The following is a 24,363-nucleotide window of genomic DNA, read 5'->3' as shown; positions in this document are numbered from 1 at the left end:
CATGGGCCGCGAATGGTCAGAAGGACATATCCGCTCCGGCCAGGTCATGACTGTGAACGGACCCATCGCCGCCGAGGCGCTTGGCGTCACGCTGATGCACGAGCACATCCTCAATGATTGCCGTTGCTGGTGGCACGCGCCGACGACCAGGGAGCGGCAATATCTTGCGGAGGGCCTCGTCTGCATGGAGATCCTCGGCGAACTCAGGCAGGACCCGTTCGTCAGCAAGCACAACATCACGCTCGACGACGAACCGCTGGCGATCACCGAACTCAAGGCATTCGCCGCCGCCGGCGGCCGGACCGTAGTCGAGCCGACCTGCCGGGGCATCGGTCGCAATCCGTTGGCGCTTCGGCGCATCGCCCAGGCGACCGGGCTCAATATCGTGATGGGGGCCGGCTATTACCTCGCCTCTTCTCATCCGGCGGAGGTCGCCGGAATGAGTGCCGATGCAATCGCCGACGAGATCGTCCGCGAGGCCGTAGATGGTGCGGAGGGCACGGACGTCAGGATCGGCCTCATCGGCGAGATTGGCGTCTCGGCCGATTTCACCCCATCCGAGGAGAAATCGCTGCGTGGCGCCGCGCGTGCGCAGGTGAGGACCGGGCTGCCCTTGATGGTGCACCTGCCCGGCTGGTTCCGGCTCGGCCATCGCGTGCTCGACATCGTCACCGAGGAAGGCGCCGATCTGCGCCACGCGGTGCTCTGCCACATGAACCCCTCGCACGACGATTTCACCTATCAGAGCGAGCTCGCCTCCCGTGGTGCTTTCATCGAATACGACATGATCGGCATGGATTTCTTCTATGCCGACCAGCAGGTCCAATGCCCGAGCGACGAGGAGGCGGCGCGCGCCATTGTCAGGCTGGTGGAGGCCGGGCATCTCGACCGAATCCTGCTGTCGCACGATGTCTTCCTCAAGATGATGCTGACGCACTACGGCGGCAACGGCTACGCCTATGTGCTGCGCCATTTCCTGCCGCGCCTGAAGCGCCATGGACTTGAAGACGCGGTTCTCGAACGGATGATGCGGGGGAATCCCCGCTCCGTATTCCAAGCCCGGGCTTGATTATCGCCCTAAACGAAATTCAAGACAGACGGATAGACGATGACAAAGAAAGTACTTCTCGTAGGCGAAAGCTGGGTCAGCTCCGCCACCCACTACAAGGGCTTCGACCAGTTCGGCAGCGTGACCTTCCACCTCGGTGCGGAGCCGCTCGTCAAGGCGCTCGCCGGCAGCGAATTCGAACTGACCTACATGACCGCGCACGAGGCCGTGGACAAGTTCCCCTACGACATGGCGGGGCTTGACGCCTTCGACGCGATCATCCTGTCGGACATCGGCGCGAACTCGCTTCTCCTGCCGCCGGACGTCTGGCTTCACTCACGCACCGTGCCTAACCGCCTGAAGCTCATCAAGGCCTGGGTGGAGAAGGGCGGCGGGCTCCTGATGATCGGCGGCTATTTCTCCTTCCAAGGCATCGACGGCAAGGCACGCTGGCGGCGGACGCCCGTCGAGGACACGCTGCCGGTCACCTGCCTGCCCTATGACGATCGCGTCGAGATCCCCGAGGGCGCGGTTGCCGATGTCGTCAAGCCGGATCACCCGGTCATGGCGGGGCTTTCCGGCCAATGGCCGCCGCTGCTCGGCGTGAACGAGGTCGAAGTCAAGAATGGTGCCGACGTGATCGCCCGTCTTCCAGAAGACCAGGGCGGACATCCGCTGCTTATTCTCGGCAGCTACGGCAAGGGTCGCTCCGCCGCCTGGACCTCCGATATCGGCCCGCACTGGCTGTCGCCGGCCTTCTGCGAATGGGAGGGCTACGGCCGGCTATGGAAGAATATTCTCGGCTGGATGACGGAAGGCGCGCGCTGAAATCGAGGCGTTCCCGTCACGCTCGTCAGCCTGCGGCGAATATCGCCGCGAGCTCGTCGCCGGTCGGGAAGGCCGAACGTGTTCCCGGGCGGCTGACGGTAATGGCGGCAGCCCGCGCCGCCTGTTCGATGGCGGTTCGGTCGAGTTCGGTACGGCGCAGCGCCGCAGAAGCGAGCGCGACGGCCATGAAGGTGTCGCCGGCGCCCGTGGTGTCGACGACGGTGCAGGGAGCGGCGGGAACCTGGATGATGCCGGCACCGGTCGCCAGCATCGCGCCATTGCCGCCGAGGGTGAGGGCGACCGCTCGGACGCCGCTTGAAATCAGCCTACGGGCGGCTTCTTCGCCGCCCGTTCCGGTAAGCACCAGAGCTTCTCCCTCGTTGAGAAAGGCGAAGTCGATGAGCGGCCAGAGGTTGGCGAAAAACGGGCGCAGCGGCGACGGATTGAAGGCGGTGACCATGCCGCGGGCGCGGGCCTGTTGCAGAACGCCGCGGGTCGTCTCGTCAGTTAGATTGCCCTGCAGTACCGCCAGGTCGCCGGGAGCGGCCTCGGCAAGCGGGGCGACGGCATCGGCAAGCCCAAGATTCTCGGCGGCATCGGTCGTGGTGACGTTCAGATTCTCTCCGTCCGATGTGGTCAGGACGATCGAGAAATCGCTCGATCGGCCGGCAAGCGGCACGAAACGGCTGATGACGGGCTCCTGTCCCAGCGCCTCACGGATGCTCACGGCACGGAAGCCTTCGCCGATCGCGGCGACGAGCGTCGTCGGCAGTCCGCAGCGCGCCATGACCACCGCCTGGTTCGCCCCTTTGCCGCCGAGATCGCGGGACTGCTGGCGGCCCAATATGGACGCTCCGGCGGCCGGCATTTCGGATACGGCAATGGTCTCGTCGATAGTGACATTGCCGATGACGTAAGCGCGCATGAACAAACCTTTGAGAGGCAGGAAATGCAGGAAATCTCCGACAAATCATCAAGCGCCATAAGGGAAATTTTCGGGACTGACAAGGTTCTGATCGGCATGATCCATTGCCCGGCCTTTCCGGGGGCGCCGCGGTATCGCGGTGCCGGAATGGCGGGGATCTACGATGCCTGCATGCGCGACGCCGAGGCGCTGGTCGAAGGCGGCATGCATGGCCTGATCATCGAGAACCACGGAGACATCCCCTTCTCGAAGCCCGAGGACATCGGCCACGAGACCGCAGCCTTCATGGCCGTGGTCACGGATCGCATCGCCCGCGCCGTCGGCGTTCCGCTCGGCATCAACGTGCTCGCCAATGCCCCTATCCCCGCCTTCGCGATCGCTATGGCGGGCGGCGCGAAATTCATTCGCGTCAATCAGTGGGCAAACGCCTATGTCGCCAATGAAGGCTTCATGGAAGGGCGCGCGGCCGAGGCGATGCGTTACCGGTCACTGCTGCGCGCCGAGCATGTCAGGGTCTTCGCCGACAGTCATGTGAAGCACGGCAGCCACGCGATCGTCGCCGACCGCCCGATCGGGGAGCTGACGCGCGATCTGGCCTTCTTCGACGCCGATGTGGTCATCGCCACCGGACAACGCACGGGCAATGCCGCCACGCTTGACGAGATCGAGGAAATCGGTTCGGCGACCCACTTGCCGCTTCTCGTCGGCTCCGGCGTGACGAAGGATAATGTCGTCGAAATCCTGAAGCGCACCAACGGCGTGATCGTCGCCTCCTCGCTGAAGCAGGGCGGGGTGTGGTGGAACCCGGTCGATATCAGTCGCGTGCGGACCTTGCGCGCCGCGGCGGCCGCCATCCTGGAGGCGTGAAGCGGTGTCGTCGGCGACCCTTTCCGAGCAGATGCTCGACGAAAACGCGGCCGTATACCAGGCCATGGTGAACCATCGCTTCGTGGAGGATATCAAGACAAACCGATTGGGCGGCGAAGTCTTCGATCGCTATCTCGTCTTCGAAGGCGCATTCGTCGACACCGCCATTGCGATCTTCTCCTATGGAGTGGCGAAAGCCGAGACGATTGATCAGAAACGCTGGCTCATTGCTGTGCTCGATGCGCTCGCCAACCGGCAGATCGCCTATTTCGAGAAGACCTTTGCCGAGCGCGGCATCGACCCTGCGGGCCATGATCTTAACCGTCCCGGGGGCGAGGCATTCCGAAACGGCATGCTGGAAATCGCGCGCGAGGGCGCATTCCTCGACATCATCGCAGGCATGTTCGCGGCCGAATGGATGTACTGGACCTGGTCGAAAGCGGCGGCAGGCTGCGTGACCGGCAACCCGCTGCTCGAGGAGTGGGTCGCCATGCATGCGGATGATGAGTTCGCGGCTCAGGCCAGCTGGCTAAAAGGCGAACTCGACAAGGCTGGTGCCACATTGAGTGCCGGGCAGCGTGCACGGCTCAGCGGCATCTTCGGCCGCGTGCAGCGGCTCGAGATTGCCTTCCACGACGCGCCCTATGAAGCAAGGCCGGGGGATTCCGCATGACATTAGAGGTCACGACCAACGCTCAGCGCCTCCTGCAGCGGCTTGACGACTTCGCCCGGATCGGCGGGACGCCCGCCGGGGGCGTCGACCGTCAGGCTCTGTCGGAGGAGGACAGGCAGTCGCGTCGCCTGCTCGCCGAACTCGCACGGGCCCGCGGCTTTCGCGTGTTTCAGGATCCGATGGCAAACCTCTTCATCCGTCGCGAGGGCCGCCTCGCCGACCGGCCGCCCTTCGTCATCGGCAGCCATCTCGACAGCCAGCCGACGGGCGGCCGCTTCGACGGGGCGCTCGGCACTTTGAGCGCCTTCGAGGTCATCGAGAGCCTGGAGGATGCGGGCCTTGAGACCGATCTCCCCCTCGAAGTCGTGGCATGGACCAATGAGGAAGGCAGCCGGTTCGCTCCCGGTACCATGGGCTCCATGGCCTTCGCGGCAGGCGCGATACCGGGGGCTTGGTCGGATCTTCGCGGCAGGGACGGAGCACTCTTTGCTGCCGAGCTCAAGGGCACGCTCGACGCACTGCCGGAGGCCGAGATGCGGCCGCTCGGCTTCCGGATATCGGGCTATCTCGAGCTGCATATCGAACAGGGTCCTTCGCTGGAACGGGAAGGCATACCCATCGGCATCGTTCATGGCGTCCAGGGGACACGGTGGCTCGAGATCACGATCACCGGCCAGGCGGCGCATGCCGGGACGACAGTACTCGGCTTTCGCCGCGACCCGATGGCGGCTGCGGTCGCGGCGCTCGACATTCTGTTCAAGAGCATCATGCCGGGGGACGAACGGGCTCGATTCACTGTCGGCCGTTTTGCGGTGGAGCCCGGATCGGTAAACGCGATCCCTGGCTCAGTCATACTCACGGTCGACCTACGGCACCCGGAACCTTCGGTCATCGATGCGCTTGAAGCGAAAGTCCGCAGCACCTGCAAGACCGCCGCTGGGGCTCACGGTTGCGACGCCGTGTTCCGCCGGTTCTTCGAGATGCCGTCAGCCACGTTCTCGCAAGACCTCCTCGACTGCCTCGGCCGGGCTGCGGCGACGCTGCGGCTTCCGGTCAAGCGCATGATTTCGGGCGCGTTTCATGATGCCTTGTTCGTCAACCGCGTGGCGCCGGCCGCAATGATCTTCGTGCCTTGCCGCGACGGCCTCAGCCACAACGAGGCGGAATATGTCGAGCCGGCCGACGCAGCCACCGGCGCGCAAATGTTGCTTGCCTCGACTTTGGAAGCAATGCGTGCGATCGCATCGGCGGAAAGCAGTTGACGAGCCTTGATGCGACTTCTGCTGAATTGCGGGCGCAGGCAACTTGCCCCGTTGAGTCGGTGGCAGCGGTCGGTCAAGATCAAAGATGTCATTGCGGCCGGCGGTCCGATCCTCGTTGTTCAGGCGAACCCCAAGGCCAATCCGGAAATCAGTCAACGCCCCACACCTTCTAGCCAGGACGCAAGATCGCTCGATCAACGGTCGTGGCACCGTACTGTTCCACTCATCTCCTGCAGAGTGCGCCTCAGGCAGACATGGCCCTGGTCGCTACCATTCCGCCGGTGCACAAGCATTGTCTCTTCGTAGCCGTCTGCTTCTGCTCATCGAATCGACTGCAGCACCTGTTTGGCTACATCGATAAAGGCGCGCAGCTTTGGCTGGATCTGTGCGCGCTGCGGGAAGTAAAGAAGGAGGCCGGGCGTCGTCGGCAGGAACGCTTCGAGAACGCGAACGAGTTGCCCGTGGCGCAATTCAGCCTCAACTGCGATGTCGGCGACATAGGCGAGGCCGAGACCGGCGCGCGCCCAGGAAACGAGCAGCGCACCATCGTTTACGATCAAGCTGCCGGGCGGATCGACGGAGAAGGCGCGGCCGTCCCGCTCGAACTCCCACCGGTAGAGGGCGCCCGACCGCGGAAAACGGTAGCGGATCGCCTCGTGAGTCGTCAGCTCCTGCGGTGTCTGCGGCGTCCCGCGCGCGGCGAGATAAGTCGGGCTCGCCACGACCGACCAGGCGATGTCGCGCGTAAGACGCACCGCGACCATGTCGCGTTCGATATATTCGCCGATGCGGATGCCGGCATCGAAGCCGCGCCCGGGCAAGTCGACCGTTGCATCCTCGACCGCGATCTCAATCGCGATTCGCGGATGAGCGTGTCTCAGAGCGGGGATGACCGGTTCGATGACAAGCGGCACCGCCATGCGCGGCACGGTAAGGCGCAGCAATCCCGAGGGCTCGTCCGTTGCCGCGGCCTGCTCGACGGCAGCGATGATCTCGGCCGCAGCGGGATTGACGCGCGCCAGCAGGGCCGCACCCGCCTCGGTCAGCCCGACGCGCCGTGTCGTGCGAATGAACAAGGGCGTGCCAAGCCTCTCTTCGAGAGCCTTCACGGCCTGGCTCACGGCAGCCGACGAGACATCCAGCCGCGCTGCCGCCGCGGTGAAGCCGCCCGCCTCCGCCACGGCGAGGAAGGCCGAAAGGCCAGAGAATGGATCCGATCGCAGGCTCATGTGGCGATTATAAACTCAGACTTAAAAATCCTGAAAGCAGACACGCATTTTTCCGGCGAATACTCTCGACTAGCCTTCTTATCCATAGCAGAGGAAAGGAGACGAGCAATGACCGACGAGATCACACCCGACATGATGATTCCGCGCAGGCACCTTGTCGCCGGCATGCTCGCGACTGGCGCAGCGGCCGGCGGCGCCTTCACGGCGGCACCCGCGATGGCGCAAAACCCTCGTATTCTCGAGGGCAAGGTCGCAATCGTGACCGGCGGCACGTCCGGAATTGGCGCGGTGACTGCCGGCGCCCTTGCTCGGGCCGGTGCCAAGGTCGCGTTCAATGGTCGGCGGGAAGCGCTCGGGCGCGAGGTAGAGAGCCGCCTGCGCGCCACGGGCGGGGACGTTGCCTACATCAAATCGGACGTGCGTGATGCGCTTCAAGTCGAGCGTTTCGTGGCCGAGGCCGTCGGGCGTTATGGCCGCCTCGACATCGCCTTCAACAATGCCGGCATCGACCTGCCGCCGACACCAATCGCCGACACGGACATTGCCGGTTTCGACGACCAGATCGCCACCAACTTACGCGGCGTGTTCGTCGCGATGAAATACGAACTGCCGCATCTCGTGCAATCACGAGGCGCCATGATCAATACAGCCTCGATCGGTGGCCGGCACGCCTTCCCGAATATCGTCGCCTACGGAGCTTCCAAGGCCGCTGTCATCCACATGACTCGCGCCGCCGCTCAGGAGTATGGCCGGCAGGTGCGCATCAACGCCATCGCACCCGGACCCATCGAGACGCCAATGCTGGAGCGAGTGCGGCGCGACTGGAAAGTGACGACGGAACAGCTCGTTGCCCCCTACCCGATGCGCCGCGTCGGTACGCCGGAGGAAGTGGCTTCTCTGGTGGTCTTTCTCGCCAGCGACGCAAGTTCGTACATCAGCGGCCACGTCATCGGGATCGATGGTGGTGATCTTGCCTGAACTCGGGCTGGGGGCTATTAGGACGGCTTTGATCTCCGCCCTGCTTTGCGCTCGTCCATCGGATCAACGCCGATAAGATCTCCTGCCGCCGGTCTCCCCTTCAGCATCGAAGCGGGGTCGGCGGGTGGCTATAACGTTTCAGCCAGCGCCCTCGTCGGCGCGAACGGTGTCGGCCGGAATGGCATCCCGGCTCGCGATCGCCGGTCGCGGTTATCGCGCAAACCCGACCTTAACACTTTTTCTTTGCCAGACTGCGGATCCCTCGTTTTGAAAAGAATCGAAACTGCCGACCCCATTGAAATCGGTTCACGTCCGGATCCTGCCGTGTCCACCACCAAGGGCGATTGAATTTTGGTTTAAGAACGAAAGTGGCACGCCAGCCGACGGTATGGCCGGCTGGCGTTTCCCGATTAAGACAAATGGTGACGCTCCTGCAAGCCGTATACGGGGGTCGAAATACCTTCGGCGCGGGCCTTCAATTGCAGCGAAAGATACTGCGAATAGTGCCGCGACTGGTGCAGGTTGCCACCATGGAACCAGAGCGCCTCCTGCTGCGTCGGCTTCCACATATTGCGCTGCTCGCCCTCCCAGGGACCGGGGTCCTTCGGTGTGTCGGAACCGAGCCCCCAGACCTTGCCGACCTTGTCGGCGACCTCCTTGGAGATAAGGTCGGCGGCCCAGCCGTTCATCGAACCATAGCCGGTGGCATAGACAACGAGATCGGCGGGAAGTTCGGTGCCGTCCTTCAAGACCACCGCGTCCTCGGTCAGGTGGCTGACGTCGGAGCCGGATTTGAGCTTGATGCTGCCGTCGATGACGAGATCGCAGGCGCCGACATCGATGTAATAACCGGAGCCGCGGCGCAGATACTTCATGAACAGGCCGGAGCCATCGGCGCCCCAGTCGAGCATGAAGCCGGCCTTTTCCAGGTCCGCATAGAACTTCGCGTCGCGCTCGCGCATCTTCTCGTAGAGCGGGATCTGAAACTCGTGCATGATCCTGTAGGGCAGCGATGCGAAGATCAGGTCGGCCTTGCGCGTCGTCATGCCCGCAGTAACCGCCCGCTCGGAATAGAGGTCGCCTAGCCCGATCTCCATCAGCGTGTCCGACCGAACGATGTGGGTCGACGATCGCTGCACCATCGTTACGTCCGCACCGCCTTCCCAGAGAGCCGCGCAAATATCGTGCGCGGAATTGTTGGAACCGATGACCACCGCCTTCTTGTCGCGATAGGCGTCGGGACCGGGATGCTGCGAGGAATGCTGCTGCTCGCCGCGGAAAATATCCTGGCCCTTCAGTTTCGGGACGTTCGGCTTGCCCGACATGCCGGTCGCCAGAACAAGTTGTTTCGGCCGCAGGACCAGCTCCTCGCCGTTACGCTCGACGACGACTTTCCATTCCTTCTTCGCCTCGTCGTATTGCGCCGACTTGCAGGTGGTCGAGGTCCAATAGTTGAGCTCCATCACCTTGGTGTACATCTCCAGCCAGTCGCCTATCTTGTCCTTCGGCGCAAACACCGGCCAGGTTTCCGGGAAGGGGATATAGGGCAGGTGGTCGTACCAGACCGGGTCGTGCAGGCAGAGCGACTTGTAACGCTTGCGCCAGCTGTCGCCCGGTCGCTCGTTCTTCTCGATGATGATCGTCGGTACGTTCAGTTGCCGGAGGCGGGCACCGAGCGCGATGCCGCCCTGGCCGCCGCCGACTATGACGACATAGGGCTGGGTTTCGTAGCCGAGTTCCGCCGCCTCGCTTTCGCGCTTTTCCCTCCACGTCTTGCGGTCGGGATCGTGGCCGTGCTCGGCGCCGAGCGGCCGCCTGAAGCCCTTCGGCTCTTCATGCCCTTTGAGCTCCGTCATCGTCGTAAGGAGCGTCCATATCAAACCGTTCTTCAGACGAATGTGACCGTAACCGCGCGCCACCTCGGTTTCGAATTCGAACCAGCCTTCGGTCAACCCGTCGCTGGCGCTTGCCGGTTCCTTCTCGTCCTGGCGGAAGCGCGCCGGCTTGATGGCTGCCAGCTGGCTCGATAACATGTCGCGGATCTGGTCCGGTCCTTCCAACGTCCTGATGTTCCAGGTGAAGGCGACGAGGTCGCGCCAGTAGCAATCGGCCTGGAACAGGTTGACGGCTGCGTCAATGTCGCCCCGTTCAAGGGCTTTGCCGAGCTTGGCAAGCGCGGTGTCGATGCGGATGCCGGGACTTTCTTCAAGCATAGTCTCCTCCTTTTTGCTTGGGTTGGCGCGGGCGGCTCCTCATCCGCCCGCGGCAATGCATGCTCACTTCATGAGATCGATCAGGATCTTCAGGTGCTTGCCGCTCGGATCGAGAAGCGCGTCAAAGCCTTCCGGCACGGCGCGATCCAGGGTGATACGCCCGGTGACGACCCGCTTCGCCGGCAAGAGGCCCGAGGCGATCAGGCGGATGACCCGCGGCCAGTAGTGCGTCGGATAGGCCCAGGAGCCGCGCAGATCGATGTCCTTGAAAGTAACCTGGAACCAGTCGAGCGGGTTTTCATGCGGATGCAGCCCCGTCTGAACGACGACACCCTGCTTGCGCACCGCGTCGACGCAGGCCTTGAGCGCGTGCTCGTTTCCGACGCACTCGATGGCGACGTCGCAGCCAACCTTGCCCTCCGTCAGGGCGCGTACCGTCTCGCCCGGGCTGCCTCGCTGCGGATTTATCGTTGTCAGACCCGGCAGGATCGAAGCCGCGAATTCGAGCCGGGCATCATTAATGTCTGAAACGAAGAGCTCTGCGGCACCGGCTGCGCGTGCAGCAAGCAGCGTCAGAACGCCAATCGGACCGGCGCCGGTGACGAGCACGCTGCTGCCGGCCGTCACGCCGCCGCGATCGCAGGCATACACCGCAACGGCGCTTGGCTCGACAAGTGCCGCCTCCTCGTCCGTCATCCCGTCGGGGATCTTCTCGACATTGTAGTCGTTGAGCAGCGCGTATTCGGCCATGCCGCCGGAGAGCCAGCTCAAGCCCGCAAGCGCCAGATCGGTGCTCAAGTGAAACAGTCCCCGATCGGCGAAATAGTCGCCGGCGCGCGGCATGATCAGCGGCTGCACCGAAACGCGGTCGCCGGCGCGAACCGAGGTCACGCCCTCGCCGACGGCCTCGACCACGCCGCCGAACTCGTGGCCCAAGACCTGAGGCCCGTGGGCGCCGGTATATCGATGCGGCTCCTTCGGAATGAAGATCGGGCCGTAAGCATATTCGTGCAGGTCTGTGCCGCAGATGCCGACAAATCGGTTTCGGACCAGCACCTGGCCCGCGGCCGGCTCGCCGGGTGCCGGGATGTCTTCGATCCGCAGATCTTTTGCCGCGTAGAATCTGAGCGCTCGCATGTTTCCTCCCGGTCGCTGCCGTTGTGATCGCCAGTGATCTGCAATGGCCGTGCCAGAGTCGGAACGCCGGGAAAATGCAGTGTTTTCAAAAGTAGGGAGGGGCTGGCGTGTTGCGCCAGGTGATGCGACTGCCACAGCTGTTGCAGTCGATCTGTTGCAGGGCGAAGACGCTCAGTGTTTCTGCTTGAGGCGATAGCGCTTGATCTGCCGATGCACCGTCGATCGATCGAGGCCTAGCCTTCGCGCGGCCTCGGAGATGTTCCAGCCGCAGGCCGACAGCATCAAGCCCAGGGCCGCACCGGCGTCGCCCATACCGGCAGCCCCGGCCTTCGCGGCGAGGTGGTCCGGCAAATCGCCAATCTCCACGACGCAGTTTTCGGCGAGCGCGGCGCCGACGGCGATGGCGTTATCGAGTTCGCGGATGTTGCCGGGCCAATCGTGCGACTTGAGCGCGACGAGCGCCGCAGGAGAGAGCGTCAATTCGCGTTCGCCATAAGAATGCCGCGCCAAGATCTGAGCCACGATCCACTCGAAGTCCGGCCTGTCTCTGAGCGCCGGAAGCGAGAGCGTCGCGGCGTTAAGACGATAATAGAGATCTTCGCGGAAAGCCCCTTGTGCGACGAGCGTCTGCAAGGGCCGGTGCGAGGCTGAGACGACGCGGATCTGGACCGGACGCGGCACGCTTCCCCCGACCGGCAGCACTTCGGCCTCGGCAAGCACGCGCAAGAGCCGGCTTTGCAGGACAAGCGGCATATCGCCGATCTCGTCGAGGAAGAGCGTGCCGCCGTCGGCCTGTTCGATCAGGCCTTTGCGGCCCTTGGCGGAGGCGCCGGTAAAGGCGCCCGGCAGGTAACCGAAGAGTTCGCTCTCGATCAATTGCTCGGGGATTGCCGCGCAATTGATCGCGACGAATTGGCCCTTGAGGCCGCTGCCCTCGTGGATGGCGCGTGCCAGATGTTCCTTGCCGGTCCCGGTCTCCCCCTGGATGAGGATCGGCAGGCCCGTGCGCGCAAGCTTCGCCGCCTTGACCTGAAGCGAAACGATTTCGGGGGCGTCGCCACCCAGCCGGCGCAAGGGCGGCGGAATCTGCTCGCGCGAGACGGCCGGAGCGCGGGTGCGGGAATGCGGCTCGATCGCATGGGCGAAGAGCGCATTGCCGTCGCGGGCGAAGACGAGCCGCTCCTGCGTCGGACGCCGACGCGTAAGATCGGGGAGGTCGTCGATCTCCATGTCGAAGAAGCGCGATACCGGCTCGCCGATAAGCTGGCGCGGATCGCGCCAGTCGCGCCCGGTCGAGCGCGCCAGGATCTTCGCCCCTCCGTGGGTCATGCCGGCGATGCGCCCGAGGCTGTCGATTGAGATCGCCGCCTCCGGGTCGACGTCGAGGAATTCCGGCGAGCGTGAGAAGCGCAGCACCCATTGATGCGGCGCCTGGGCCATGAGGTTTGCAAGCTCAATGCGCCTTGCGGTCGCGGTGACGAGATGCAGTGCGAGGTTCTGGCTCGCCTTCTGGATCGGCGAACTCAAGAGCGAAATGTCGAGGACGGCGGAAAGCTCGCCGCGCGCGTCGTAGATCGGCGCCGCCGTGCAAGAGAGCGGCGTATGGGTGTTGTCGAAATGATCCGTCTGATGGATCGTCAACGCCTCCCCCGTCTCGAGGCAGGCGCCGACGGCACAGGTTCCGGCACGCCATTCCGACCACTCCGAGCCGAGATAGAGTCCGGCCTTGCGCAGGTTATTGTCGAAGAGCGGATCGCCGAGGAACTCAACCGTCACGCCCTGCCGGTCGGAAAGCAGCAGCACGTAGTTTTGTCCCGCTACCTGCCGGAACAGGTGCTCGAGCCCGGAGCGGGCGATGTTGATGAGATCCTCCGATTGCTGGCGGTGCTCCTTGAACCGCGGTTCCGGCACGATATAGGCTTCACAGGTCTGTGCCGGGTCGAGCCGGTGATGCTCGAGACAGCGCAGCCAGGACTTCACGACCATATCGTCGCGGCTAACAGGAAGGCCGCGGCCGACGCGCTCGATCTCACGGATGTGGTCGGAATGTGAAAACATGACCGCCTCCCAACGGACGCCCTCTCTCCTCCGCCGAGTGTGAGCATCGCCAGGGCGAATGTAAAGGAAGAGCAAGCAGGCGCTCTCGGGGTTCACCAATGGGGGTCTGCCTCGCCTGCGCAGTGAAGGAGTTCCCGACGATACATTATGCGACTTTCGAAGCACGAAGCAGGAACATCTGTGCCACAGAAGTCTGCTGTGAGCTAGGACCGCTGGTATATCAGGGTTCGCATACTAACCCCTTGGTCATGTCGTTTGGCCCGGTTCAGCCACGGGGGAACATCCAGTTCGGGAGCGACGGATAACAGCGCATACCGCCCATTGGGCGTTCCAACCGCAAAATCCGTTTAGCCGAACAAGCTTCAACTATTGAGCGCTTTTGCCTCCAACCAATCGCGCACTCCCCGCAGATAGGCGCGTCCCAAGGCTTCCCGCCCGACGCTCGCCGCCGCAACGCAGTCTCCCGCGTTCGATCCGAAGAACGGTTCACATAGCACGGTCGGAATATTCGGCAGTGCCGACACTGATTGCCAACCTCGATCGCCGGCCGAAAGCGCGAGCACGCCGTCGCTATGTCTTATCTTCACGTTGAGGAGCTTGTTCGTCGAGCCCACCAGTTTTGATGCAAGCGCCCTCGAATTCGCACTGGGAAGGCACAACATCTCAAGGCCGTTTGCAAGCGGGTCACTGTTGCTATTGAAATGGAGCTCCAGAATGCAGGTTGGCTTCCACGTCGCCACCTTTTGGTATGCATCCTTGATCTCCTTCGTGTAGCTGCCGCTAGGCTCTCTCAAAAAGACTTCAACATCCAGGTTATAATGGCCTGCCTCGCTCTTCATTCCCTGTGCGACAATCTGGTTGAAGTCGAACTCCATCAGATTTATCGGCGTAACGGAAGCAGCTCCCTTGCTTACGCGGTTATGCCCGACTACAACAGCGACGCGGGTGCCGTCGGAGGCCATGGACACCGCACCGTTACCAGGATTTGTGCTGGTGCCACTGATACCAAGAAGCTCGCGCGCTTCCTGGAACAATCCAAGGACCTTTCCGACGTACTGCCCGTCGGCCGCGTAGCTTGCCGAAATGTGTCGAATATAGGCGGCGCCATCGCCCCCGAGCTGATCCCAACCTTCATACGGTCCGCTTCGGATAAAGTGCCAATACCCCGCTACGAACTCGGCAACGGACGAGAAGCGACAGTATGTCGTGGCCTCCCCATCCGTTCCGGTGTAGTCGACGGGAAGGGCATACCCCACCATGCGCTCCCGATACTTCAAGCCGCCAAAATTCAGATGTTCACGAGCGAGCCTGCTTGCTCCCCTCCCCGATTCAAGGATCCACTGCGAAAGGCTCGCGACTCTCAGGCCGTCCGGAACACCCTTGAACGACGTATAGTAGGTTATCAAGTCGGCCCAAACGGTTGGCACAGGCGTTCCATTTCCACTTGTGGGTTGCTTGATGCCCCCGCCCGTGCCGTCTGATTTCCCGCTGGGTGCGGAGCCTATTCCAATCCCGCCAAGCGCCTGGTGGAGCGCTTCCTTGTACACGGCAGGCTCGGATGTTTTCGCCGATGCGATCGCTCGCTCCAACTTGGCCACTGCGCTCGCGACAGAGGCAGCCGCCTGCTCCATCATCAACTCGTCTATCTGCCCGAGGATCACCCACAATCTCGCATAAGCTGCTTTGAGCTGAGCCTGTTCGTCGGCCCCTATGCCTTGTTGCAGCCGGTCTTCAATCGCGATCATGCTTGAGTTGACCGCCGCACGCGCTTCGGAAACGGATGTCATGTTGGCCTCCCATTGGCGACTGCTATCCCCCGGCGAAAACCTTTCGCGCGGCATCGACATCGGCACGAAGTCGGGCAGACTCCGCAGCCAATTCAGCGAGTCCGGCTCGACCGTTCTGATGTTCGAATCCGACCTTCAACATGCCGAACGTGGCTCGCAGCCGATCAAGCAAGACTACAAAATTTGCGACTTTGGTCCGGTCGGCGTTGAGCTTTGCAGTCTCAGACTCCGACGATCCCGGAACCTTGCGGTCCATATAAATCATCGTGCTGTAGATTGTGGGAGCGGCATTCTTGAGCGCGAGGAGCAACTCTTCGACGCCCAGCGTCCCCTGCAGGACCAAGCGACGCGCTTCAGCCACGCTCTGGGCCCTCAGTGCATGATCGATGAGTGGATCGAGCGTCTGAACGGCGACGGCCACGCCCGGTATGCCGGTAATCTGCTTGAGGTCGTTTGAAATTTGCACCAGGTAAGACTTGGATGCTGCAACATCCTTGCCTTCCACCAGTGCCACCACCAGATCGGCATAAGCGGTCACTACTGCAAGCGCACGTTTAAAGGACTCGGTCCCTGGTGGTTCACTTATGGTCGCGAAATAAGGAGCGTCGTCGACGTTGAACTCATATCTCTGCGCCGGATTTGCGTTGTGTAATTCTCGTCGTCTTTGCCTCTCCGCGACGGCGAGACCGTCAAACAAGAGCGTTCCTGCATCGGTAACCGCATCAGCCGCCTCGGCAAACGCCCTCGCTTCCTCAACTGGCGCCCCGCTCACACAGGCAGCTCCAATCGAGGCAGGCCCCAGAACGACGACAATTCTTATCAACCGAAGAACGGGGGTCATCGCGCCACTACCGAGATGGTGCCATCGGCGCTCGTCAGGGTGCCATTGGCATCCCTCACCGTCACGCGATAGCCGACGAGGGATGGCTGAAATTCGCTTGCGATTGCCACTTCCTGAGCAAACCGTCCGCCGGCAAACCCCTTGACGTCTATCGGAGTCAAACCGCCGCCCGCAGAAGAGGTGAATGCAATATTGAGGTCATAAGGCCCAACTCCGCCGAGTACGATCCCCGTCACAGAAGCTTTGTCTCCGGCCCGAACTTGCGGGCTTGAGGTTGTGACGTTTGCCGCCAAGAGGGTGCTTCGTGTGTACGGATCGTCGGCTGCACCGAAGTAAAATCCGAGAATGGTACCGAGCACACCGATTAGAATGGTTATGAGGTCCTTTGCGCTTCCGAAGCGCTCTTTCACCTCTTCTTTGTCCATCCAAAATGTTGCGATGGCGACCAGAATTACGATCGCGATCGTGGAGAAAGCGAACAAGAACGTGATCAGCCCCCGGGCCAACTCCGGTTTGGCGATGTCTGAAAGAAGTTTCCCCTGGAAAATCCCCCACGCCAGGATGGCTGCGATGATAATCCCAAAACCAGCGAGGAGAACGGGGCCCGACAGAACACTCCACCCGCGTTTACTCCCAGCGCTCGCGCGCCCTTGTTCCCATTGCTCAAGAGCCTTGCCAGCGATGTCCAACAATTCCTTTCGCTCAGTCGGTTCTGCATGGGTGGCGATGACCTTGAGGTAGTCGACCGGGGCGTCGCTGCCGTACGGCCATTCGGAACCCCGGTCAGCCGCGAACTTCCGAAGTCGCTCGTTCGAACCACCTTCGCCAGCGTTCCCCACCAGCCATGCGCCAAATGTCATTTCCCTCTCCACAGATCAAAAAAGCCAACGCATAGGACGAGCATGCAAGGCCCTACATCACCCAGACACATGCCGTTCACGAAGCGGCATGCCTCGTTTGGGCAACTTGGGCGTGATTACTCGTCCCATCCCGACCACAGAGGGAGATAAAATCAAAAGGATTCAAATATATTACAAGTCGGAATTATGTATCAGCCACCATCCCCGTGCCCACGAAGACAATTCTAAAGCACTTATTTCTAACTTATGCAACTTGAAAACGAGCTGAATCGGTGCCTATAATCCTGTTTTGGCGAAGATCTGTAACAGGTTGGAGGGATGGCCGGAAGGGGATACGGCCATAAGTAATACTGACGTGTGACATGATGTTTATAACAATCAACCCTGGAGGTTGAATGTGACTACTGTTGTCTTTGTACACGGTGTAGCGACGCGAGCCACCCCAGCCTATGAAATTGAGACCGAGAACAGAAATTCTCTGTTCAAATCAGCGGTATTTGGTGACAAGGCGACCATAATTTCACCTATGTGGGGAGAACTTGTCCCAAAGCTTCTATTTGACGGCGCGTCTTTCCGAAAGAGCGAGACTCAGACACTTGGGCTCGGCGGCCTCGAACCCAGCAGCGACGTAAACCCCACGGTATTGCACGTGATCGCAAAGGAATCTCCTAGTTCAGCCTTGGATCTTCTCTTCTCTGAACGTATCAAAATGATTGAGGCTAGCGGACAAAAACTAGATAAGGCGGACTTGGCTCTCTTCGCCGGGATCGTCGATTTGCTGGACGCCGACGATCAGAAACCAAGCGGCACTCCTTCCGCCCTTAAAGGTCTCCAAGACGCGGTAACCGATCAAGATTTTGTATCCGAGGTCCGGCGACTGTCCAACTTGCCCCATAACCTTGCGATCGGCGATGCGCTTAAGTCGGCGGCACAGGCGATAGCCGATCGAGCAGCGAACCTTGCCGCCAAAGGCGTACATTCGACCGTTGTCGAGCGGCTTAACCCAACTGTCGCGCGATTTCTGGGTGATGTTTTCATCTACCTGAAACAGGGGTCGATCCGCGAGGCGATCAGAGCGACCGTTCGCGACGCTATCCAGACGGCGTGGACGTCTCGGAATGGTGGCAAACTCGTCCTCGTCGGCCACAGCCTCGGAGGTGTGATCCTGTACGACATGTTGTCGGATTTGAAGTCCGCAGAGCTACCGGGGGATCTGCGCGCAGACGCCCTCATTACAGTGGGATCCCAACCGGGGCTGTTCCAGGAACTTGGCCTATTTGCAAGTAGTGAAGGCCTCCCAGCCAAAACGGCGAAGAAGGGCCCAGAAGCGGCATCGCTGTGGCTGAATGTTTTCGACCCAATCGACGTCTTTGGCTTCTGCGCCGCCCCGATGTTCCCTGATGCTGAGGATTACAGTTTCAGCACTATAACCGGGCTAGGTGCGGCACATTCGGCGTATTTCACAAGACCGCAGTTTTACGCACGTCTTCGTCGCAGGCTGGTTGAGGGGGGTGTGCTCTGATGCCAGAAGGAAAGCCGGAACCGATCGGGCCTACGTGGAGTAGGAGCGTGGAAGGCCCTGCAATGAGAGCCTTCGTGGTCGGTGTGGCCGGTTACCCGACCGCGAAGGAAGGGAGAGGTATCATCTACAAACTGGGCGTCCCCGACGTTCCCTGTGCGGCTTCAGCAGCCCGGAGAATGGCGGATTGGCTATACGTGAACAGGGATGCGTTAACGCCAAAGCTGGCGTCAATTCACCTGTTGGTCACTGATGGAGAGGCGGATTACCTCCGCATCCCCTATGCCTTTCAAGACTTCCCAGGGGGGCCTGTTCATCCCGCTTCAAGCGACGCTGTGGAGCGTGCTGGTGAGGATTGGGTCGACAGCTTCCAAGAAGGGGATTCAGCATTCTGTTTCATCAGCGGTCATGGTGCAGTACGGGCAAACGATGCCGTTGTATTTCTGGACGATCTCAACTCCGACAAGAGAGATCCATGGGGCTCACACATCAATGTGACAGAAGTGGCGAGGGCCTTCAAAGCTAATCAAGCCGTAAGAGCTGCGTACTTTTTCGTCGACGCATGCCAGGAGTTTTCAAAGGATTTTGCCCTTAGTAATACGGAAAGCATCCGCATAATACGTCCCTTGGAGCAAGACCAACTCAAATATGCGCGCGAGAAGGTGTTACTCATCAGCGCCGCATCAGCAGGTATGTTTGCGTACGAGGGTGACTGGCCTGAAGACAGGAAGAATCCTCTGCATCCTTCGGTAACGATCGGGCGATTTACTCAGGTGCTCATAGACGCACTGGACGGCGCGTCGGCTCGATTTGACGACGTAAAATGGGTAGTCGACACGGGAAAGTGGAAACTTCACACCGATCTGAAATACTTGTATGGCCGGCGCGTTACATGGACCACAGAGCCGTTCGAACCTGTCCTGTTGATCGACCAAAACAACTATTTTCCGCTTTTGGTTCCGCCGAACCCTCGCATCCCAATATTCGTCCTGACAGACCCCGAGCGCCTCATGTCCACTTATCGGTTCCATGTCCATGACGCAAATGGGATTCTACTTATAAGTTGCCCGCTTAACCATCCGTCGACATGGATGTTTGATATCAGCCCCAGCCCCCACTACCTCATCGCCGATAACGGAAACGGACAACCCCGCCAGTACGAACTAAAACCATCTGGGCCCATATTCGATAAGAGGATCCCAGTGCCATGACGAGCACACTCAGCATCGTCGCACCTTCGGATATGTCCATAGGCCGTATAAGGATACTCGGGCAGGAAGCACAGGTTGGGGAATGGCTCGCGACGCCCACCAAGACGACCTGCCAATTCGACGTGCCGCCCGGTATTTACACAGCAACTGTCGAGCCATTGGGACAGTTGGCTCGCAGCGTTACATTTGCCGTTCACGATGGCGAGGCAAACCATGTTCGCCTTCCAACACTTCGTGAGCTCGCCGTAACCGGCGATGCTTTCCTGAATAACATTATCGACGCCGTGCAGTTATCGACCGAGGTTTCATCCGCGGCCGCGGAGACCTCCGCCCCTAGTCGGTGGCTTTCCATCGCCATATCGCAAGACACGCTTCCGGGCCGAGTTGGAGGCTGGCGTCCCTATAGGTCGCACCCTGAACCGGTCGTTACTATATTGGGTAGTTTAGCGGAGTTGCTGATCCAGCGACCGGGCGGCGGCCTTGACCGCGAACATGGACGCTTGCGGCTAGAATACGCGGTGAGCGGGCTTAGAAACGAGCGGCTAATGCTGCCCCTCTTCAACGGCGGCACGAAGGTGTTACTGCGAAGTACTCCTTCTTCAGACATCACCGCAATAGTGTTTCCGGCTGAAATGTCTCGACGAGCCTTGGTCCAGGCACTGTACGCAGGAAGTGTCGCCGAGGCTAAACAGATCACCATGGAACAGTTGGAACAAGGCGGTGAGCTTTCGATGGAAGCAAGCTCCTCGGACACCGATCCTTGGCTCGAAATCGCCGTCGCACTTTTGGCATTGCGATTCCCTGAACTCGAAAGAGCCACGCCCCGAAGTAAAATTGATCAACTTGTTGCAGACTTCGATTGGATACCCGACCTACTCGCCTTGTCTGCTAGAAATCATATCGACGTTGCGCCTGCGGAGAAAGCGGAACAAGCAGCAGCGGGTGCCATAGCTCTCGACTTGATCGCAAAATGCAGGCGACTTGGGATGCCCTACTTCGCTTATACGGCGCAGATCGTAGGTGACATGCTGAACGCACTCTCCAAGTCCGGGACGGCTGCAGTTAGTGAGAAGGCAACGGATGAGTTAGCCAAGTGGAAGCTGCGCATGCCTGCTCAAAAAGCAGCCGGCGCGAGCTTTTCTTGGTTAGTGACAGGGAACAAGTTGCAGCCTTCTCTCGGGAACATTGATGAGAGATTCAGCAAGGTCGTATTCCGCGGGCGCCTCCATGCGGGGCGATTTGGCGTACAAAGTCCAGCTACCCGGCCGGCCAAATCTCGCCCATTTGGTTCCGATCTAGCATCACAGCCGACCTATTCGGACGACGGTGTATTGCTTTCGCCAGCTATATCAGAAAACGAAACGCAGGCACCATCACGCGAACTACTGACCCGGATTCGTCAAGATCCAAACGCGGTATCAATGCAAATCCTGGAGGCGAATGATCCTCACAAAGGGCGCTGGGGAGGATCGGCATCTCGCGAGGGATACTTGCTATCCGCAGAATTCATACCAAATGCAGCCAATCGTTCCTGGGTTACCGTCGTCTTAACAGTGGAAGCAGACCCTGACCTGATTTCGAGCAGCTATGACGAACCGGTTGAATTCTTCCTTCACCCGACATTTCACCCGGACCGCATTCGCACGATATTTCGTGGTTATAGAGCACGGATCGAACTGGGGTGCTACGGTGGATTTACCGTCGGCGCGTGGATACCAGGAGCTGGTGTAGAACTTGAATTGGATTTAGCCGAACTGAGCGACGCTCCGCATATTATAAAGAACTTTTAATCCAAGTCAGCCAAACAAGTAACATTGTCGCCTCGTTCACCGTCCCAAGGGGAACCGTACGCCCGAACCGCCCGACCACCGAAGCACGGTGGCGGGCCTACCAAAGGCGCTCACATTCCGCGGCCGTAGGAGGGATCTCTGAGAGAATGCCTCCGGACGCTCGAAAGCAGCCTCAATGCGGGGCGCTCGGCCGCATCGCGCCTGTTTCTCATTTTTGCAAAACACGGTCTTGATATACTGGCCTAGGCGGGCATGCCGCGGAAGGATTAGCGCGCGCAGTATCCAGTCGATATATTATGCAATGTTTTTGGCCCCAGAACGTGAACATCCTCGCAACAAGCCGTGTACAGGGCTCGTGAAGGACGGCTCCCCTCGACCCCATTGCTGCCGCTCGTTTATATCGGCCGGGATTTGCGGTGCGAGCCGGAAACAAACTTTCCAGCCACGGTTCACGAACGACCGCTGGGCGCCCCCTTTCAAGTCGTTTCGAGCCAGTTCGCCTGCCCCGAAAGCGGCAGTTCATCTGCTGGTGCGGCCAACCCGACTACAATGACGAGCTGACCGGAACGCTGGCTTTCGACTGATCAATCTATGCGCGCGAGCTGCGGCTTTGGGGCGAAATCGGTCGAATGTCGCAGCGACGGACGAAGTACCGCTTCCATCCCGCCTGGTTAAGAAGCGGTCGAAGAGCACTTTTGGGAGGAACGAACAGGCTGCCGCTGCGCTTCAAAGCGATCTAGAGCCGGCGCTCAATTGCTCGCCCACGCCGCTCGTTTCAAGCCAGGGACCTAGCACATCAGCGGTTTGCTCGAGCAGCGCTAACGGGTAGCGTTGCGGATCGCGCAGGCGGGCCAAGGCCTCACCTAGCTCGGTACCGTCGATGGATTCATCGACTGCAGCGTGGGATACGGCATTCTGAAGCCACAGCGCCACCTCCTCCATCCGCGAGCCGCCATTGCCGAACCAGTAGGCGAAATGCAGCCAAACGTGCCCGCGCAGCATAGGAAACTCCAGCGCGGCGAGGTATTGATCGAGATCGAGCGCAAACTCGTAGAACGATGCCATCCCCTCGAGCAGTTGCCAGCGATCGGGCGTCGTCAGCCAACCTTCAAGCCGTGCAGGCTGTTCAAGCACCCGACGGAATTCATCGATGTGGGTGTCGAACACATAAAAATCGTCGAGCAATTCAATGAAATATCCAATCACATCGTTGGCAATGAAACGAGCGTTAAGATGGAGGAATTGGCGATAGGTCGCGTCGAAGCCTTCTTGCTCCAGCTCAGCCTGCCACTGCGAGCGATAGGTGTCGGATAGCCGCCTGTCTCCTGCGGCGCGTACCAACAGCGGCGGCGCGAATGGGTAGTGCCGTTCATAGTAGGCGACCACGGCAGAATGGCGCAGCAACTCCCAAACGAACTGGCCCTCAGGATCGCTCCAGATCTCCGCGCCCTCGGCCTGCAGTCCGCCGATATGGAGCGCTGACAGCGCTCCAAGCAAAAGGTCGAGTTGCTCCCGCCAAACCACGTCCTTCCCCTTTACAATGTCGTTCGCGACAACCCTGTGCGAACGGAACACTCTAAACGGATCGATAGCGCCTTGGCTGAACACCGGCTTTAGCCCCGCGACCTTTTCGCCCACCGCATAGGCATGCTCGACATCGCGCAGCAGACTGGTTGCATTCCCGGTCAGGCAGATCTCTGTCATGCCAGCTGGCTCGCAATAGCCGGGGCAGTTTTATCGCAACGGCAGACGGAGCAGTGCCCATGCCCGGGCCAGACGGTGTGCGGAGGATCCTCCAGAAAGCGCTGGACCATGACCACGTTTTCCCTATCGCCAAAGATCACCTGCCGCGCTTTGACCTGCGCATCCCAACCGTTCGCGAGTTCTTTGCTGGAATCCTCCATCAACTGGGTGAGGAAGGGGCTGCCCGGCTCCAGCCCGTCGAGCGAGAGAACGCCGAATTTGGTCAAGGCGGTCAGCGATGCGATCAGACGCGAGGCTATCCCGAGTTCCTTGCGCACTTTGTTAAGATAGGCTCCCATGTGCGCGGGTGCAAAAAGCTGCAGCCGTGTCTTTCCCGCCCAGGACGCTTGGTTGCGGATTGCATCTAGCAACGCTCGGCGTGATACAGGCGCTCCCAGTGAATGGGCGATCACCGTTACTTCGTCATACTCGCGGAGAACCGCTCCACCGAGCGCGCGGCTGGCAAGCGCGTTCCACTCGGCGCTAGCTCCGGCCGCTTCGTCGAGGAAGTGCCTAAGGGTGCCCGCCGACATTTCTGGCTGGGCGCTGAAGCTGGGATAGCCGAAATAGGCTAGGTCGCAAGTCCCGGCCCGGGAGTCAGCTGCTAGTGCCGCTTCCGTACCGGCCCAGGTTTTCAACGCATTACCCCCGAAGCCATGCACAAACACCAGCAACCGCCGTGCCGGCTGTTTGGCGAAATAGCCTACCGATTCCTGTCCCCACGGCAGCGCAATCGCAACAGAATGGCTCAAGTCTCTGCCCCCGTATATTCCTGCGCCCAATGCCGGCGCGGGTTCCACTAGAAAGATAGCATCGCCCGCAAGCCTTTGACCAGACTGCACCTTGGCCTGCGGGCTCGCTCCGAATCGCGTCACTCTCCGGGCCGACAAATTGGCGGTGCCCGGCCGGCACCACACCCCGGCGGTAAACGACTGTCAATAGGGAACGATTGACGGGCCAATTCCGGGAGGGTTTATAGCCCTAAAGAATGGACGAAGTGAGAGCGGGTGCAGTGGCATCGCGCCGATGGAGATGAAGGACGGCCATGTATCTGCCGTGGCCCTGAACCGGTCTGGCGGGAGACGGCCCCGAATGTGTTAGAGTATTCGATTTTGGCAATGGTCGCTCCTGGCGCACACGTGTCGTCGGATAGCTGGTGAGCTGAAGTCTCGTTCCCACCCGACTGAGACAGCCAGCAACATGCCGCCCAGTCCGGGATGCCGACTCCTATCCCTCGCCTTGAGGGGATCAGAACCACCGACCCTGTTGTTACAAAATCCCTCCGTCTCAACTACCCAGTAGCGGACCTCTGCTCGGCCTGAGTGGAACGACAGATTTGGGGCCGAGAGCGGACTGTCTGCTCCCAGGCGTTGGGACGAAATAGCTGCCTTTCT

At 60.8% G+C, this 24,363-nt stretch carries 19 protein-coding genes; 9 read left to right on the top strand and 10 right to left on the bottom strand.

Features of this window, described 5'->3' with window-relative positions; genetic code table 11:
* Position 1 precedes the first annotated feature (1 nt).
* A complete protein-coding gene (locus J2Z31_RS25535) occupies positions 2–1,069 on the top strand; it encodes a phosphotriesterase family protein (RefSeq protein WP_209605976.1) in 1,068 nt (355 codons plus the stop codon).
* Between the two features lie 39 nt (positions 1,070–1,108).
* Positions 1,109–1,876, top strand: a complete 768-nt coding sequence (locus tag J2Z31_RS25530; RefSeq protein WP_209605974.1) for a glutamine amidotransferase — start codon at positions 1,109–1,111, stop codon at positions 1,874–1,876.
* A gap of 25 nt (positions 1,877–1,901) precedes the next feature.
* Here the strand turns inward: J2Z31_RS25530 and J2Z31_RS25525 are convergent, their stop codons facing one another.
* Positions 1,902–2,801 (bottom strand): PfkB family carbohydrate kinase, encoded by a 900-nt coding sequence (locus J2Z31_RS25525; RefSeq protein ID WP_209605971.1) that lies wholly within the window; start codon positions 2,799–2,801, stop codon positions 1,902–1,904.
* 24 nt (positions 2,802–2,825) lie between these two features.
* Here J2Z31_RS25525 and J2Z31_RS25520 point away from each other — a divergent pair, with 24 nt between their 5' ends.
* The 3 genes from J2Z31_RS25520 to J2Z31_RS25510 are packed head-to-tail and all read left to right on the top strand — an operon-like array spanning position 2,826 to position 5,603.
* On the top strand, positions 2,826–3,668 hold the full coding sequence (locus tag J2Z31_RS25520) for a BtpA/SgcQ family protein (RefSeq protein WP_209605969.1): 843 nt from the start codon (positions 2,826–2,828) through the stop codon (positions 3,666–3,668).
* A gap of 4 nt (positions 3,669–3,672) precedes the next feature.
* Positions 3,673–4,341, top strand: coding sequence for a TenA family protein (locus J2Z31_RS25515; protein ID WP_209605968.1), 669 nt, complete (start codon positions 3,673–3,675; stop codon positions 4,339–4,341).
* The gene (locus tag J2Z31_RS25510) at positions 4,338–5,603 is read left to right on the top strand and encodes a Zn-dependent hydrolase (RefSeq protein WP_209605966.1); all 1,266 of its coding nucleotides are present in this window, start codon (positions 4,338–4,340) and stop codon (positions 5,601–5,603) included. The genes J2Z31_RS25515 and J2Z31_RS25510 overlap by 4 nt, the downstream gene beginning before the upstream one ends.
* A 320-nt stretch (positions 5,604–5,923) precedes the next feature.
* Here the strand turns inward: J2Z31_RS25510 and J2Z31_RS25505 are convergent, their stop codons facing one another.
* Positions 5,924–6,832, bottom strand: coding sequence for a LysR family transcriptional regulator (locus tag J2Z31_RS25505; RefSeq protein ID WP_234939656.1), 909 nt, complete (start codon positions 6,830–6,832; stop codon positions 5,924–5,926).
* A gap of 108 nt (positions 6,833–6,940) precedes the next feature.
* Between J2Z31_RS25505 and J2Z31_RS25500 the strand changes: the two genes are divergently transcribed.
* Positions 6,941–7,810, top strand: a complete 870-nt coding sequence (locus tag J2Z31_RS25500; RefSeq protein ID WP_209605964.1) for an SDR family NAD(P)-dependent oxidoreductase — start codon at positions 6,941–6,943, stop codon at positions 7,808–7,810.
* A 410-nt stretch (positions 7,811–8,220) separates the two neighbouring features.
* Here the strand turns inward: J2Z31_RS25500 and J2Z31_RS25495 are convergent, their stop codons facing one another.
* The 6 genes from J2Z31_RS25495 to J2Z31_RS25470 all read right to left on the bottom strand — a co-directional run bounded on the left by J2Z31_RS25495 (position 8,221) and on the right by J2Z31_RS25470 (position 16,706).
* Positions 8,221–10,023, bottom strand: a complete 1,803-nt coding sequence (locus tag J2Z31_RS25495; RefSeq protein ID WP_209605962.1) for an NAD(P)/FAD-dependent oxidoreductase — start codon at positions 10,021–10,023, stop codon at positions 8,221–8,223.
* Between the two features lie 63 nt (positions 10,024–10,086).
* Positions 10,087–11,160: a 2,3-butanediol dehydrogenase gene (locus tag J2Z31_RS25490; protein WP_209605960.1), complete on the bottom strand. Its 1,074-nt coding sequence runs from the start codon at positions 11,158–11,160 to the stop codon at positions 10,087–10,089.
* Positions 11,161–11,331: 171 nt separating this feature from the next.
* Positions 11,332–13,218, bottom strand: a complete 1,887-nt coding sequence (locus J2Z31_RS25485) for a sigma-54-dependent Fis family transcriptional regulator (protein WP_209605958.1) — start codon at positions 13,216–13,218, stop codon at positions 11,332–11,334.
* Between the two features lie 362 nt (positions 13,219–13,580).
* The gene (locus tag J2Z31_RS25480) at positions 13,581–15,005 is read right to left on the bottom strand and encodes an N-acetylmuramoyl-L-alanine amidase (protein WP_209605956.1); all 1,425 of its coding nucleotides are present in this window, start codon (positions 15,003–15,005) and stop codon (positions 13,581–13,583) included.
* A 22-nt stretch (positions 15,006–15,027) separates the two neighbouring features.
* Entirely contained in the window at positions 15,028–15,777 is a 750-nt protein-coding gene (locus J2Z31_RS25475) for a hypothetical protein (RefSeq protein WP_209605954.1), read from the bottom strand.
* A 65-nt stretch (positions 15,778–15,842) separates the two neighbouring features.
* On the bottom strand, positions 15,843–16,706 hold the full coding sequence (locus J2Z31_RS25470; RefSeq protein ID WP_209605953.1) for a hypothetical protein: 864 nt from the start codon (positions 16,704–16,706) through the stop codon (positions 15,843–15,845).
* 397 nt (positions 16,707–17,103) lie between these two features.
* Between J2Z31_RS25470 and J2Z31_RS25465 the strand changes: the two genes are divergently transcribed.
* The 3 genes from J2Z31_RS25465 (at position 17,104) to J2Z31_RS25455 (ending at position 21,226) form a co-directional block, all read left to right on the top strand.
* Positions 17,104–18,228 (top strand): lipase family protein, encoded by a 1,125-nt coding sequence (locus J2Z31_RS25465; protein ID WP_209605951.1) that lies wholly within the window; start codon positions 17,104–17,106, stop codon positions 18,226–18,228.
* A 62-nt stretch (positions 18,229–18,290) separates the two neighbouring features.
* Complete coding sequence (locus J2Z31_RS25460) at positions 18,291–19,436, top strand: caspase family protein (RefSeq protein ID WP_209605949.1); 1,146 nt, start codon at positions 18,291–18,293, stop codon at positions 19,434–19,436.
* The gene (locus J2Z31_RS25455; RefSeq protein ID WP_209605947.1) at positions 19,433–21,226 is read left to right on the top strand and encodes a pYEATS domain-containing protein; all 1,794 of its coding nucleotides are present in this window, start codon (positions 19,433–19,435) and stop codon (positions 21,224–21,226) included. Before J2Z31_RS25460 ends, J2Z31_RS25455 begins: the two co-directional genes overlap by 4 nt.
* 726 nt (positions 21,227–21,952) lie before the next feature.
* Here the strand turns inward: J2Z31_RS25455 and J2Z31_RS25450 are convergent.
* Positions 21,953–22,930: a hypothetical protein gene (locus J2Z31_RS25450; protein WP_209605944.1), complete on the bottom strand. Its 978-nt coding sequence runs from the start codon at positions 22,928–22,930 to the stop codon at positions 21,953–21,955.
* Positions 22,927–23,721, bottom strand: a complete 795-nt coding sequence (locus J2Z31_RS29470; RefSeq protein WP_234939655.1) for an esterase/lipase family protein — start codon at positions 23,719–23,721, stop codon at positions 22,927–22,929. Before J2Z31_RS29470 ends, J2Z31_RS25450 begins: the two co-directional genes overlap by 4 nt.
* Between the last annotated feature and the right edge of the window lie 642 nt (positions 23,722–24,363).

Origin of the sequence: Sinorhizobium kostiense (assembly GCF_017874595.1) — a bacterium.
GTDB lineage: Bacteria > Pseudomonadota > Alphaproteobacteria > Rhizobiales > Rhizobiaceae > Sinorhizobium > Sinorhizobium kostiense.
This window is presented reverse-complemented; position numbering and strand designations above follow the sequence as displayed.